We start from the raw sequence: 12,964 nt of genomic DNA, 5'->3' as shown, positions 1-12,964 counted from the left end.
AAAAGGAAAGCGCTCATGACTCTCAAACATTTACTGATCGTTCTCACCTTGTTGATGCCCGTGAACACGGCGCAGGCGCTAGAGGCAGAGCAGACAATGATCATCAAGACCTTCTTTGAAAACGAGGTCGTGCATTGGGTTTCGGATGAGGCGCTGCTCAGCGCCATTCGCGTGCGCAATGTGGTCGATGAGGCCCTGACGCCTGACGATATCATCGCCAAAGACAAACAGTGGCGTGCAGAGGTGAAAACCGACACGCATCCTCTTGTTGATGCCGTTGTGAACAATGATGCAGCAGATTTTTTGCGCCACCGTGTGGCCGATGCTGGCGGCTCAATCACTGAAGTGTTTATTATGGATGCCCATGGATTGAATGTTGCTGCTTCCTCTGCAACCTCTGATTATTGGCAAGGCGATGAGGCCAAGCACTCTGATACTTATGGAAAAGGGGATGGGGCGATGCACATTTCTGAATTGGAAATCGATGAATCCATCGGGGTCTACCAAGTCCAAGTGTCCTATACGATTACAGATCCGATCACCAACGAACCCATTGGTGCGATCACCGTGGGCCTCATTGCAGATGTGATTTTGTAAACTGCTTTAAGGGCGCGTCTCATCGATGCGCGCCTGTCTGGTTTCAGCCTTCCAACGCCGGTGGATCCAAAAATATTGGTCCATATGCGCTCGTGCTTGGCGTTCAATAGAATCGTTCACCGCTTGCATCATTTCAGGGGCCGTTGTGTGCGCAATGGGCGGCTCAATCACCAATTCATAGTGCCCGTGATCGTCCAGTCGGATGCCATAAATCGGCACAAGCGCCAAATTGTGCTTGAGTGCCAGATCGGCAGCCGACGTTGCAGTTGCTGCGCGTTTTCCAAAAAATTGCAACGCTGGCGCGCGCGCTGTATGCACGTCGACCAACATGCCGATCATACCGCCTGATTTCAAAAATCGAATCATTTTTACCAGACCCGAACGGTCTTTCGAGGGAATGATCGGTTGTGAAATCTCTCCGATGGTCCGTCGGTAGTAGACATCGAAAAACGGGTTGGTGAAAGGTTTGTAAAGCGCCCCGACTTTAAACCCGCGTTCTGACAATACCGCACGAGGCACGTCATAGTTGCCAAAGTGGCCAGAGGCAAAAATAACCCCTTGGCCTTGGGCCATAGCCTGCTCTAAGGCGTCTAATCCGCCGCCGGAAACCTTGGCGGTTTTGGCACGTGATTTGAAATCCGCGCCAGAATAGACTTCTGCCAAGGTTCGGCCTGCATTGGCTGGAACACTGTGCATAAGGCGTTTGACTTCGCTTTTTGGTAAATCTGGCATCACCAAAGCCAAATTTTCACGAACGCGTTTGGAATATCCCGCCAAAGGCGCAATGAGGTGTGCAGTGGTGCTTCCAATCACTTTGAGCCGCAAGGAAAAAGGCAAGAGCTTTGCGGTTTCAAGCAATCCACGCAATGCGAGGTAGGCAAGGTAGTCGGTCAGACTCCCCTCTGTATCGCCGCGTTTGATAATCATCGAGTACCTCTTATGGCGCACCAAGGGGACGACAGGAACTGTGCAATCATCCTAAGTTTGCCTCTGAAGTCCGTGCGATGCGCGTGTTTCTCGGTGCCATACATAAAGTCCCGCAGTTACGATCACAAGTGCGCCAACACAGGTCCAAAGATCCGGCCATTGGTCGAAAAATAAAATGCCCCATATGGTGGCGCATAGCAAACCCGCATAGGTGAAGGGGGCCACAATTGAGGCGGGGGCCACGGCATAGGCCTTGATCATCATCAATTGCCCAACGGTGCCGATGGCGCCGACACTGATCATCATCACTGTCGTCATGGGGGTCGGAGTGGTCCAGTAAAACGGCGCTATGACGCACATAATCGTAGCACAGACGATACCTGAATACAGCAACCCCGTCAGAGGCGATTCCGCGGGGCCGATATGACGCGTGATGATGGAAAAAATAGCCAAGCTGACAGCGGTGCCCAAAGGCCAAAGAGACGTGAGGGAAAAGACATCAGACCCAGGACGTATGATGATCATTGCCCCCAAAAGAGCAACAAAAATACCGATCATGCGGCGCAAACCAATACGCTCGCCCAGAACCAAAGCGGCAGTAAGGGTGATCAACACAGGGGCAAGGTCGGCAACTGCTGTGGCCTCTGCCAGACCTTGATTTTGCAGCGCAATGAAAAAACAGGCAGCAGCACTGAGTTGAGTCAAAGCCCGCAACACTTGCAGGCCCAAATGAGAGGTTCTGAGCAGAGAAACTGTGCGTTTGCGACACAGTATCAGCACAATAACAAGCTGTCCGAAATAACGCGCCCATAGAATTTGGCTGACATCCACCATCAGCCCAAGCTGTTTGGCTACAGCATCCATCAGTGAAAAGAAACACACGGATATCATAACAAAGAGAATGCCTTGTGAGGCGATGGATTGACGTGAAAACCAGTTCATGGGGGGACTTTAGGGGCAGAGCTTGTGACTTGTCCATTGGTGATCATGCGTCGGCTGCGCACAGGGGTTAATCGTCTCCGGTCAGCAAAAACAACTCTCCCGCACCTTCAAGGTCGCGAATGCCCGCGATGACTGCGTTCATGGCGTCTTCTGCGTCGGAGGCTTTGACCTTTCCTATCGCTTCGATTTCTTCGCGCATCCCGTCTGCCATGCGTTTGGACATGTTGGTCAAAATGAACTCGGACGTGAGCGCCGCATCGCCACTGGCACCAGCAAGGGCTTTGATCAGCACCTCTTGCTCCACGCTGCGCACGACTTTTGCGACGTCACGCCCGTCTACACGGGTGGCGATATTGGCGAAGGTGAAGATGTTTTTGCGTACTTCTTCTGCGAATTCTTTGTCGGTTTCATCCAATCCTTCGAGCACGCCATCGCGGGTGGCTGAGGCCGAGAAATTCAAAATGGCACCGACACGTTCGGTCGGTGCATCCGAGAAAGCTTGCGCAGGTTGCGCATCCAGTTTGGCCGCGATGGAAATGCCAATGCGTTGCACCACGTCAGGCGCGACGCCAGAGGTGAGCGATATGGCATAGGCAATGCGCCGCGCGCGGTCCCCCGGCAACATCGACAGCAATTGTGCAGATTTGGACACTTTGAGTTTGGACAACAGCACAGCGCCCACTTCGACGCTTTCGTCTTTCAAAATCGGCAAAACGCGGGTGACATCAAGTTCGGCAATACGTTCCCACGGATCACCGGTCAAAGAAAACCCAGCATTCTTACGCAGTTTTGCCGAGGTTGCCGGTGAGATTGCGCCATCAAGCACGCTCAACGCACCCTCTAACCCGCCAGGGAAAGACAGGCCGATGGCTTCCAGTTCTGCCAAGAATTCCTCAACAACTGAGGTGAGCGTTTCTTTGTCTATATGGCGCAGATCTGTCAGCTGATGGGCCAGTTCGACTTGCATGTTTTCGGGAAAAGTCGACAGCGGTAGTTTGATATTTTCGGCAGCCAGCAGTTTGACGATCACCGCGGCCTTGGCCTTTTTCGACAGTTGTGTTGGCACGCGTAGAACAGGGTCAGGCAGATCGAAATCCCCCATGTTTCCCGCATTGCCGCCCTCAAAGGCCCCAAGATCGGGTAAGGCGCCCATGTCGCCAAAGTCTTGGGGAAGTCCGTCCACGCCGATGCCTCATGTGTTGATTCATGCCTTTTGATGAAGGTGCACGATCAACCTTAACGCAAAGCTACCAGAGGACTGAAATTGCAATAAATTTGAGAAGAATTTACAGAAAAACGCCCGCAAGCGGCTAAACCGTGCGGGCGTCTGTAGCATGACATGATCTGTAAAGGGGGCGGCCCCTCTTAGGATTGGCCGAACACGCGTTTGAAGATCGTATCAACATGTTTGGTGTGGTAGCCCATGTCGAATTTTTCTTTGATCTCATCCACGCCAAGAGCGGCAACGACATCTTTATCCGCCAGCAAAAGCTCTTGGAAATCAAGGCGATGTTCCCAGACTTGCAAGGCGTTGCGCTGCACCATGGAATAGGCGTCTTCGCGAGACACACCCGCTTGAGTGAGCGCCAAAAGCACGCGCTGCGACATCACCAAACCTGGGAATTTGTTCATGTTGTCGAGCATGTTTTCAGGGAAGATGAGCATCTTTTCGATCACGCCAGTCAAACGCTTAAGCGCGAAATTCAAAGTGATGGTCGCGTCTGGCGCGATGGTGCGTTCAACGGACGAGTGCGAAATATCACGCTCGTGCCACAAGGCCACGTTTTCCATCGCAGGGATCACAGCCATGCGCACAAGACGTGCAAGGCCTGTGAGGTTTTCTGTGAGGATCGGGTTCTTTTTGTGCGGCATCGCAGACGAGCCTTTTTGGCCCATGGAGAAGAATTCCGCACCTTCCAAAACTTCGGTGCGCTGCATGTGGCGAATCTCAATCACGATGTTTTCCATCGAGGAGGCGATCACACCGAGCACAGAAAAGAACATCGCGTGACGGTCACGCGGGATCACTTGGGTGGAAATAGGCTCAGGCGTCAGGCCAAGTTGCGCACAGACATGTTCTTCAACACGCGGATCAATATTGGCGAATGTGCCGATGGCGCCAGAAATAGCACCCGTAGCAATCTCGGCACGCACAGCGATCAAACGGGCCAAGTTGCGGTCCATTTCGGCGTAAAAACGCGCGAAGGTCAGACCCATTGTGGTGGGCTCGGCGTGGATGCCGTGGCTGCGACCAACGCGGACGGTGTTTTTATGCTCAAACGCACGTGTTTTCAACGCGGCAAGCAAGCCTTTGACGTCTTCGATCAAGATGTCGGTCGCGCGCACAAGCTGCACGTTTAAACAGGTGTCAAGCACGTCAGACGAGGTCATGCCTTGGTGCACGAAACGCGCCTCATCAGAGCCGACATGTTCGGCCAAATGCGTTAAGAACGCGATGACGTCATGTTTGGTTACGGCTTCGATTTCATCGATACGCGCCACGTCAAATTCAACGTCTTTGGCTTTCCAAACCGCATCAGCGTTTTCGCGTGGGATCACACCCAAATCGGCCATGGCTTCGCAGGCGTGTGCTTCGATTTCGTACCAGATTTTGAATTTTGTTGCGGGTTCCCAGATGTCGACCATCTCTTTGCGGGAGTAACGGGGGATCATAGGCTTGCCCTTTTTAGCTTCTGTGGAGTTGCCGCGTCTTTAGAACGAACAGCGCGTCGGGGCAAGAGGAACAGCGGGTTCTCACGATCTAGGTCAATGTTTGATAAAGAATCAGGTCAAACTATGTTATCTTTTACGGGGACGACGCACTGGGAAAAGTTAATGTTTGAATTCAACAACCCACAAGTGAGAGCCATCGCTGAGACTGTTCACAACGAAGTCCATTCCTCTAGCGTGGCCATTTGGCTGATGAAAGGGGAGGATCTTCACGTTATTTGCCTCATCGACGGTCTTATCGGGCGTGAGGCTGGGCGTATTTTGCCGCCCAAATACACCATCGGCCATATGGTGTTTGATATGAACAAAACCTTGGTGATTGATGACACGCTGTCCCACCCTTTGGTGGGCAAAACCGGTGCTGTCGAGGATATGGGGATCATGGCTTATATTGGCACGCCGTTTCATTTGAACGAGGTGGCCGTTGGCGGTATTTCCGCTTTGCATCACCATGCGCGGCGTTGGGACGAGGCTGATGTCAATGCGGTTGAGGCTGGCGCACACAGCATGTCGCAACTCGCACTGGATGCATCTCGTGAAATTGGCGGCGCGTAGGTGGTTACGTGACCCATGCCAAGATGGCGTTGGCGATGCTCAACATCCATTGAGTGAACCCAAATAAGGCCGCATTGAACTGTTCGCCGGTGACATCCAACCGCATCAAGGCAAACATCAGTAAAACGGCTGTGGGCAGACTGATAACGCGCAACCAAGCCGGTGTGCCGGCGGCTTTTTCCCCCGCATCGATGGCGCGAAACTGGTTTAAAATACTCAAAGGGCCCACACGCAACCACCACGGCTGACTTTGCCAAAATGCTTTCTCGCCTTGCTTGCGTGCTGGATCAACCAATCGTTTTTTCAGCCGCTTTTGTGCCGCAAGATCAACAACGGGGGCGGTTTCGACCTCTGACAATGCCGCGCGGATATCATCCGCTGTTTGCGTGTTGAATACCCCGCCACGGGTCTGTGCGTGTTTGGCGCTTCGGGTTTCGCCAAAACGCCGCGCTTTCATCTCTTTGGTTTTGGCACGATTGTCGGGGTGACGTGAATCCGCGGGATGAAAGGTTTTGGCAAACATCGGGGTCTCCTAAAAATTCGAGCGGACATTTGGCATTGTGTTCATGCCACCTGTGAGTGAGCCACTGGTCGCCAAGGATGTCAGGTCGAATAGCATTGCAGGGTTGGTCAGAATATAGACCACCACCGCGATGAGCATACCGATGCGGATGTTGCGGTCGATATTTGAAAGGATTTGAAAGCCTTTGCTGATCTTGCTGCGCTGTTTTGGGGTTGAGGGGACCACCTTATGAACCGTCATCGCCTCGCCTTTGTGTGAGGAAGCCGTGGAAGACGAAAAAGGCGATGCCGTTTGCGGTTGACGCTTGTGCTGGCGCGCTCGCGCTTGGGTTTCAGCCACCAAGGCGTTCATTTGTTCCACCTGTGACAGTTTGCGCTGAAACTTCTGGGGTTTTGTCGAGGCGGGGTGAATTTGTTTTTCATCTGCCTGAGTGCTGCTCACAGGGGTCGCACGCACCTTGGATGTAACAGTTTGCACCCCGTAAGTGCCTGCTTGCGCGCCCTTACGGTTTTTAGGGTGGCGGGAATCCAAGGGGTGATAGTCTTTTGAAAACAAGGCCATGCGACATCTCTGATTGAAACTGACCCTATGATTAACTGATGATCAAGGCCAAAATCTGACAAGAGGCTGTCAAAGTTTAGGTGCGCGCGGAGGCCGCCTTGTCCGCGCGCGCCAACGCCTAAGCCAGTCGTGTTTTAACCGTAGAATGCCGTTCCAATGTTTTGTGTACAGGGCATTTATCCGCGATCTCTAACAGCTTGGCGCGCTGATCTTCGTCCAGATCTCCCGTTAAAGTAATGATGCGCTCGAACGTGTCGATCTTTTCAGCGCTTTTCGGGGCGGCGCTTGAGGCGCCCGCGTTTGCCGTCTCTGAGGCATGGCATTTGGCGTGGCTGATATCGACGCTCACCCCCGTCAGCGGCCATTTTTTGCGCCGTGCATACATTCGGATGGTCATAGACGTGCAAGCCCCTAAGCCCGCCGACACCAAACCGTAAGGCGAGGGGCCTTTGTTGGTGCCGCCAAAGCTGATCGGCTCATCAGCCAACAGATGATTTTCACCCGATTGAATGTCTTGTAAAAATCCGTTCGGGTCCGCTTCTGTAACGCGCAAAATGCCTTCTGGGATGGCGGGGTTCACGGCTTCGATCGGGGCAGGCAGGTAGCGTTTCGACCACGCCGCAATCACGTCGGCTGCATATTCTGCATCGCTGGCGCGGCTGATCAAATGATCCGCATCATCCAAAGTGACAAAGCTTTTAGGGTGCTTTGCCGCCAAAAAAATCTGACTGGCGTTATCAATACCAACGATCCGATCATTCGGTCCGTGTAACACCAACAAAGCGGCTTTCAGGTTGCCAAGCGCAGGCGTCAATGCGCCTTTTGCGACGTCATCTAGAAATTGCTTGCCGATGCGAAACGGACGCCCGCCCAAATTGACCGATGCCACTCCGTCTTTGATAATTTCATGCAAAGCATCGCCAAAATTATGGGTCACATGTTCAGGATCAAAGGGCGCACCTATGGTGACAACGCCTTTGATGCCTTGCAATTCTTGGCTGGCACGGATCACCGCAGCTCCGCCCAGCGAGTGCCCAATCAGCAAGGAAGGCGCCATGCCGCGCTCGGCCAAGGCCGCAGCGGCTGCAACCAAATCGGATACGTTTGAGCTAAAATTGGTGTTCTCGAACTCGCCTTCTGAATGGCCCAAACCGGTGAAATCAAACCGCAACACCGCGATGCCCATAGCCGCCAAACGCCCGGCAATGCGCCGTGCGGCAGGGATGTCTTTGGAACAGGTAAAGCAATGGGCAAACAGCGCCGTGGCGTGATGTGGTCCCGTGGGCAAATCAAGACGCGCGGCCAATTGATGACCGCCGTGGCCGGTGAAGGTGAGCTTTTCGGTGGGCATGTTGTGATCCTTTGCGTTTAAAACGAAATTGGCGTGTCTCAACTCCGATCGCAAGACACATCACGCGATGGTGAGGCGCGGCATGCAAAAAGGGCGCCTCGCATGAGACGCCCTTTTCATAGAATGAACTGATCCAGCGATTAGCAGGAGTAGTACAATTTGTATTCCATTGGGTGAGGTGTGTGCTCGTAGGCGTAGACCTCTTCCCATTTCAGATCCATGTAGCCCTGAAGTTGGTCTTTGGTGAACACGTCGCCTTCTGTAAGGAAGTCCATATCCGCTGCCAAAGCGTCCAAAGCTTCGCGCAATGAACCACAAACTGTTGGGATCGCTGCCAATTCTTCAGCTGGCAAGTCGTACAAGTCTTTGTCAGACGCGGGGCCTGGATCGATCTTGTTTTTGATGCCGTCAAGACCAGCCATCATAAGCGCTGCGAAGCACAGGTATGGGTTGGCTGCTGGGTCAGGGAAGCGTGCTTCAACACGTTTCGCTTTGGGGGATTCCGAGTAAGGGATACGGATACAACCAGAGCGGTTCGACGCAGAGTAGGCGCGCAGAACAGGAGCCTCAAAACCAGGGATCAAACGCTTGTAAGAGTTTGTTGATGGGTTTGTGATCGCGTTCAGTGCTTTCGCGTGCTTCAAGATACCGCCGATAAAGTACAGCGCCTCTTGTGACAGATCAGCGTATTTGTCGCCTGCAAACAATGGCTTGCCATCTTTCCAGATCGACATGTTCACGTGCATACCAGTGCCGTTATCGCCAGCGATTGGTTTTGGCATGAATGTCGCGGATTTGCCGTAAGCTTGCGCCACGTTGTGCACAACGTATTTGTACTTTTGGATTTCGTCAGCTTGCTTTGTCAGCGTGCCGAAGATCAAACCAAGCTCGTGCTGACAAGAGGCAACCTCGTGGTGATGCTTGTCAACTTTCATGCCCATGTTGGCCATTGTCGTCAGCATTTCGCCGCGAATGTCTTGCGCGTCATCGATTGGGTTAACTGGGAAGTAACCACCTTTGATGCCAGGACGGTGGCCTGTGTTGCCCATTTCGTATTCTGTGTCTGTGTTCCAAGCACCGTCAAGCGCGTCAACTTGGTAAGACACTTTGTTCATAGACACTTGGAAGCGCACGTCGTCGAACAAGAAAAACTCAGCTTCTGGGCCAAAGTATGCAGTGTCGCCGATACCTGTGGATTTCAAGTAAGATTCCGCTTTCGCCGCAACAGAGCGTGGATCGCGCTCATATGGCTCGCGTGTGTCAGGCTCTACAACAGAACAGTGAATACACAGTGTTTTTTCTGCGTAAAACGGATCAATGTAGATGGATTCCGTGTCAGGGATCAATTTCATATCGGATTTGTCGATAGATTTCCAACCCGCGATGGAAGAGCCGTCAAACATGAAGCCTTCTTCAAGAAAGTCTGCGTCAACTTCCGTGTGGCGCAATGTTACGTGCTGCAACTTGCCGCGTGGATCGGTGAAACGAACGTCCACGTACTGAACGTCTTCGTCTTTCATGGTCTTGAGAACGTTTTCGATGCTCATGGTGACCTTATCCCCTTAAAATTATGTATTGGATGGAAAAACGACCCGCAAAGGCCGCTTTATGCTTACAGCGCGTCTTCGCCAAACTCGCCTGTACGGATTCGAATGGCCTGTTCAACAGACGATACGAAAATCTTGCCGTCGCCGATTTTGTCTGTTTTCGCCGCTGCAACGATCGCTTCAAGCGCGCCGTCAACTTGGTCGTCAGACAAAACAACTTCGATTTTTACTTTTGGCAGGAAGTCCACAACATATTCCGCACCACGGTACAGCTCAGTGTGGCCTTTTTGACGGCCAAAACCTTTGACCTCGACAACAGAAAGACCTTGGACACCGATGTCTTGCAGTGCTTCTTTCACTTCGTCGAGCTTGAAAGGCTTGATGATCGCTTCGATCTTTTTCATGGACCTTAGACTCCCTTAAATTCGTTCACACATGTCAGATCACTTCTCACATGGGGCTACAATCGGCTACACTGAGCCAGATCAAACCGTCAGCAGGATTCCCGCCTTTTTGCACAATATTTAGGCTATGTGAATTCAAAAGAAGCAGTTTAAAAACATTTTGAGTATTTTATGACCGAACCTCTTAACTTTGCCCAAATGCGCGCCATTCCAAATGCGGCTTTTGCGTCAGGCCTTCCGCCCGTCTTGGAGGTCTACAAATGACCGAACTCATTACCGGCTCCCAAATGCGCGCCATTGAAGCTGCCGCCATTGCCTCTGGCACAGTGACGGGTCTTGAGTTGATGGAGCGCGCAGGGCGTGGTGTGGTGGAGGCTGCGTTCAATGAATGGCCCAGCTTGGCGGAAACCTCACACCGTGCAGTTGTGCTTTGCGGTCCAGGTAATAATGGCGGCGATGGTTTCGTTGTCGCGCGGCTTTTGAAACAACAGGGCTGGGACGTCGATGTCTTTCTTTATGGGGAGGCCGAAAAGTTGCCCGCAGACGCAGGCATCAACTATGATCTCTGGTGTCAGTTGGGGGCGGTGACGCCCTTAACGCAAAGCGCGTTTCGAGCCGTCCCAGCCGCAGACATGATCGTGGACGCCTTGTTTGGGACAGGGCTGTCACGCCCTTTAGAGGGTGAGGCGCTCAAAGTCATTCATCACATGACAGGTATAAATGGCGACAGCTATAATAGGATTGTCGCAGTCGATTGCCCCTCAGGGCTGTGTTTGGACAGTGGAAATGTGCTTACGCAACCGCCGCCCGCTGCATTGGCGGCAATCACTGGACACCAAAAGAAATCGACCTATCCCTTTGGTGATACTGGATTTGCGGCTTTGACTGTCACCTTTGATAGCCCGAAAGTGGGCCATTTCATTGGGATGGGTCCATCACTTTGCGCAAAGATCTCCGTTGTTGATATCGGGGTGCGCGCACATCGTGAATTTAATATGTCCGCTCAAATCGGTCGCGACGGCAAAGAGACAGGCAGGGTGATCAAGCGGATGCGTCATCCACAGGTTCAAGTGCTGCGCAGCAAGCCGTTTGTCGAAGATCACCGTAGTTTTGTGCGACCCATCTGTCTTTTTGGGAAAGAGCACTCTGCCCATAAATTTTCCCACGGTCACGCCCTCGTGCTTTCTGGCCCCACTGGCCAAACAGGCGCAGCACGTCTAACTGCACGCGGCGCGCTGCGCATTGGGGCAGGGGTGGTCACGGTCGCCTCACCCAAATCTGCCATGTTGGAAAATGCGCATCATCTCACGGCTATTATGCTCTCTGAGGTTGATGGCCCGCAGGCGCTCAAACGCAGTCTAGAAGACGAACGCATCAATGCGCTTTGCCTTGGCCCTGCGCTGGGACTGGACAATCGCGCCGCCAAGCTGGTCGATGTGGCGCTGAGGTCCAAGCGCAACACTGTGCTTGATGCCGATGCGCTGACTTTGCTGTCGCAAGATGAGGTTTTGTTTGCGGCCCTGCATCAGGGCTGCGTGCTCACGCCTCATGCGGGCGAATTCAAACGTCTGTTTCCAGATGTCGCCGCAAAGCTCGACGCCCCCGCCACAACTGGCCCCGCCTATTCCAAAGTCGACGCCACCCGTGAGGCCGCAAAACGCGCAGGCTGTGTGGTGCTGTTCAAAGGCGCAGATACAGTCATCTCGTCTCCCGATGGTCAGGTGTCCGTTAACGCCTCTTTATATGAGCGCGCGGCGCCGTGGCTGGCAACAGCAGGATCGGGCGATGTTTTGGCAGGGTTTATCACAGGGCAGATGGCGCGCGGGTTTTCACCCTATCATGCCGCCGAGATGGGGGCCTATTTACACACGGAGTGTGCGCTCAGTTTTGGCGCAGGCTTGATCGCCGAGGACTTGCCCGAAGAACTACCCAAAGTGTTCACCGCTTTGGGGGTATGATCGGCGGCAATGCTGCCAATCTGCATCGAAAAAAACATTAAAACATGTAAACAGCGCAGGGACCAAACCGTTAAACAGTTTAAACCCAGTGACACAATGTCTTTAAAATAAGGGGTTAATGCCCTTAAGCGGCAAAGGCCTTGCCGGTTTGGGAATCGAACTGAATTCCGTCCGCATAGACGATTTCGGCGCGGTCAAACGCCAATTTAAACATATCCGGTGCAGGGATGTCTAACCTGCGCAGCGTCCGCATCCCCGCACGCGTCACGATGCGATCACCGGCTTCCAGATATTCAACAGGCAAGGTGCCATCCGCGGTCAACACATGGGTGCCACGTAGGATGCCGTCTTCGTAACTTGGAAGAATATCCTTTATACGCAGCCGCTTACGGGCTGATCTTTGGGCGTGGGGATTCGTCTTGCCATCGGGCGTGCGATCAGAATCGCGCCCTTGATCATCACTGCTCATGATGTTCTCTTTTCTAAAACTGCCTCAGTCGTGGCGATATGTTCCGCCATCTCTTCGCAGCCTACGGTAAGATTTTCGAACCGCAAAGCACTAATTTTTAGTTATTCTAGCAATTTACGCCCTAAAGTTTCATTTTATCTCTGGCGTAGCGCTTTTGCCTTTGCTATGAGGCACGCAATGCGGGTGTGGCGGAACTGGTAGACGCACCAGATTTAGGTTCTGGCGCCTTTGGCGTGGGGGTTCGAGTCCCTTCACCCGCACCATTTTGATTTTGGTTTTTCTGAGACATGTTTGGCAATAAATGCGCAAGCGGCAGAGACCTCTTCTTAAATTTTGTTTGATTTCCCAATCATATTTTTCCTAAATCTAAAGCTCACATTCTTTGCAAAAAATTTAGATA

The 12,964-nt window shown here is 52.7% G+C and carries 13 protein-coding genes and 1 tRNA gene; 4 read left to right on the top strand and 10 right to left on the bottom strand.

Translation table 11 applies throughout. The features are described from left to right. Positions 1-15: 15 nt before the first annotated feature. On the top strand, positions 16-597 hold the full coding sequence (locus tag KO503_RS05455) for a hypothetical protein (RefSeq protein WP_215990555.1): 582 nt from the start codon (positions 16-18) through the stop codon (positions 595-597). Positions 598-603: 6 nt separating this feature from the next. Here KO503_RS05455 and KO503_RS05450 read toward each other — a convergent pair whose 3' ends face one another. The 4 genes from KO503_RS05450 to purB form a co-directional block, all read right to left on the bottom strand. Continuing rightward, on the bottom strand, positions 604-1,524 hold the full coding sequence (locus tag KO503_RS05450; RefSeq protein WP_215990554.1) for a lysophospholipid acyltransferase family protein: 921 nt from the start codon (positions 1,522-1,524) through the stop codon (positions 604-606). Positions 1,525-1,575: 51 nt separating this feature from the next. Further along, positions 1,576-2,466: a DMT family transporter gene (locus tag KO503_RS05445; RefSeq protein ID WP_215990553.1), complete on the bottom strand. Its 891-nt coding sequence runs from the start codon at positions 2,464-2,466 to the stop codon at positions 1,576-1,578. Between the two features lie 67 nt (positions 2,467-2,533). After that, positions 2,534-3,649, bottom strand: a complete 1,116-nt coding sequence (locus tag KO503_RS05440; protein WP_303504382.1) for a flagellar motor switch protein FliG — start codon at positions 3,647-3,649, stop codon at positions 2,534-2,536. A gap of 182 nt (positions 3,650-3,831) precedes the next feature. Continuing rightward, positions 3,832-5,139 carry an adenylosuccinate lyase gene (gene purB, locus KO503_RS05435; protein ID WP_215990552.1) on the bottom strand — a complete coding sequence of 436 codons (1,308 nt, stop codon included), beginning with the start codon at positions 5,137-5,139 and terminating at the stop codon, positions 3,832-3,834. A 162-nt stretch (positions 5,140-5,301) separates the two neighbouring features. On the opposite strand from purB, the gene KO503_RS05430 reads away from it, so the two are divergent. Then, a complete protein-coding gene (locus KO503_RS05430; RefSeq protein WP_215990551.1) occupies positions 5,302-5,751 on the top strand; it encodes a GAF domain-containing protein in 450 nt (149 codons plus the stop codon). A gap of 4 nt (positions 5,752-5,755) precedes the next feature. On the opposite strand, the gene KO503_RS05425 is transcribed toward KO503_RS05430, so the two are convergent. The 5 genes from KO503_RS05425 to KO503_RS05405 all read right to left on the bottom strand — a co-directional run bounded on the left by KO503_RS05425 (position 5,756) and on the right by KO503_RS05405 (position 10,137). Beyond that, positions 5,756-6,274, bottom strand: a complete 519-nt coding sequence (locus KO503_RS05425) for a hypothetical protein (RefSeq protein WP_215990550.1) — start codon at positions 6,272-6,274, stop codon at positions 5,756-5,758. A gap of 9 nt (positions 6,275-6,283) precedes the next feature. Continuing rightward, a complete protein-coding gene (locus KO503_RS05420) occupies positions 6,284-6,835 on the bottom strand; it encodes a hypothetical protein (protein WP_215990549.1) in 552 nt (183 codons plus the stop codon). A gap of 118 nt (positions 6,836-6,953) precedes the next feature. Continuing rightward, positions 6,954-8,186: a bifunctional alpha/beta hydrolase/OsmC family protein gene (locus tag KO503_RS05415; RefSeq protein ID WP_215990548.1), complete on the bottom strand. Its 1,233-nt coding sequence runs from the start codon at positions 8,184-8,186 to the stop codon at positions 6,954-6,956. A gap of 140 nt (positions 8,187-8,326) precedes the next feature. Continuing rightward, a complete protein-coding gene (glnA, locus tag KO503_RS05410; RefSeq protein ID WP_215990547.1) occupies positions 8,327-9,733 on the bottom strand; it encodes a type I glutamate--ammonia ligase in 1,407 nt (468 codons plus the stop codon). 65 nt (positions 9,734-9,798) lie between these two features. Further along, positions 9,799-10,137, bottom strand: a complete 339-nt coding sequence (locus KO503_RS05405) for a P-II family nitrogen regulator (RefSeq protein WP_215990546.1) — start codon at positions 10,135-10,137, stop codon at positions 9,799-9,801. A gap of 260 nt (positions 10,138-10,397) precedes the next feature. Between KO503_RS05405 and KO503_RS05400 the strand changes: the two genes are divergently transcribed. Then, positions 10,398-12,095: an NAD(P)H-hydrate dehydratase gene (locus KO503_RS05400; RefSeq protein ID WP_215990545.1), complete on the top strand. Its 1,698-nt coding sequence runs from the start codon at positions 10,398-10,400 to the stop codon at positions 12,093-12,095. Positions 12,096-12,219: 124 nt separating this feature from the next. Here KO503_RS05400 and KO503_RS05395 read toward each other — a convergent pair whose 3' ends face one another. Further along, positions 12,220-12,564, bottom strand: coding sequence for a Hint domain-containing protein (locus tag KO503_RS05395; RefSeq protein WP_215990544.1), 345 nt, complete (start codon positions 12,562-12,564; stop codon positions 12,220-12,222). A gap of 179 nt (positions 12,565-12,743) precedes the next feature. On the opposite strand from KO503_RS05395, the gene KO503_RS05390 reads away from it, so the two are divergent. After that, positions 12,744-12,827, top strand: a tRNA-Leu gene (locus KO503_RS05390). The last annotated feature ends 137 nt before the right edge of the window (positions 12,828-12,964 follow it).

The organism is Pacificibacter marinus, assembly GCF_018860505.1.
GTDB classification, from domain to species: domain Bacteria; phylum Pseudomonadota; class Alphaproteobacteria; order Rhodobacterales; family Rhodobacteraceae; genus Celeribacter; species Celeribacter marinus_B.
The sequence above is the reverse complement of the archived record's forward strand: the minus strand, read 5'-3'. Positions and strand labels throughout refer to the sequence as shown.

Coding starts and splice junctions, on each gene's coding strand:
- KO503_RS05455 (WP_215990555.1), top strand. CDS start 16: ATGACTCTCAAACATTTACTGATCGTTCTCACCTTGTTGATGCCCGTG.
- KO503_RS05450 (WP_215990554.1), bottom strand. CDS start 1,524: ATGATTATCAAACGCGGCGATACAGAGGGGAGTCTGACCGACTACCTT.
- KO503_RS05445 (WP_215990553.1), bottom strand. CDS start 2,466: ATGAACTGGTTTTCACGTCAATCCATCGCCTCACAAGGCATTCTCTTT.
- purB (WP_215990552.1), bottom strand. CDS start 5,139: ATGATCCCCCGTTACTCCCGCAAAGAGATGGTCGACATCTGGGAACCC.
- KO503_RS05430 (WP_215990551.1), top strand. CDS start 5,302: ATGTTTGAATTCAACAACCCACAAGTGAGAGCCATCGCTGAGACTGTT.
- KO503_RS05425 (WP_215990550.1), bottom strand. CDS start 6,274: ATGTTTGCCAAAACCTTTCATCCCGCGGATTCACGTCACCCCGACAAT.
- KO503_RS05420 (WP_215990549.1), bottom strand. CDS start 6,835: ATGGCCTTGTTTTCAAAAGACTATCACCCCTTGGATTCCCGCCACCCT.
- KO503_RS05415 (WP_215990548.1), bottom strand. CDS start 8,186: ATGCCCACCGAAAAGCTCACCTTCACCGGCCACGGCGGTCATCAATTG.
- glnA (WP_215990547.1), bottom strand. CDS start 9,733: ATGAGCATCGAAAACGTTCTCAAGACCATGAAAGACGAAGACGTTCAG.
- KO503_RS05405 (WP_215990546.1), bottom strand. CDS start 10,137: ATGAAAAAGATCGAAGCGATCATCAAGCCTTTCAAGCTCGACGAAGTG.
- KO503_RS05400 (WP_215990545.1), top strand. CDS start 10,398: ATGACCGAACTCATTACCGGCTCCCAAATGCGCGCCATTGAAGCTGCC.
- KO503_RS05395 (WP_215990544.1), bottom strand. CDS start 12,564: ATGAGCAGTGATGATCAAGGGCGCGATTCTGATCGCACGCCCGATGGC.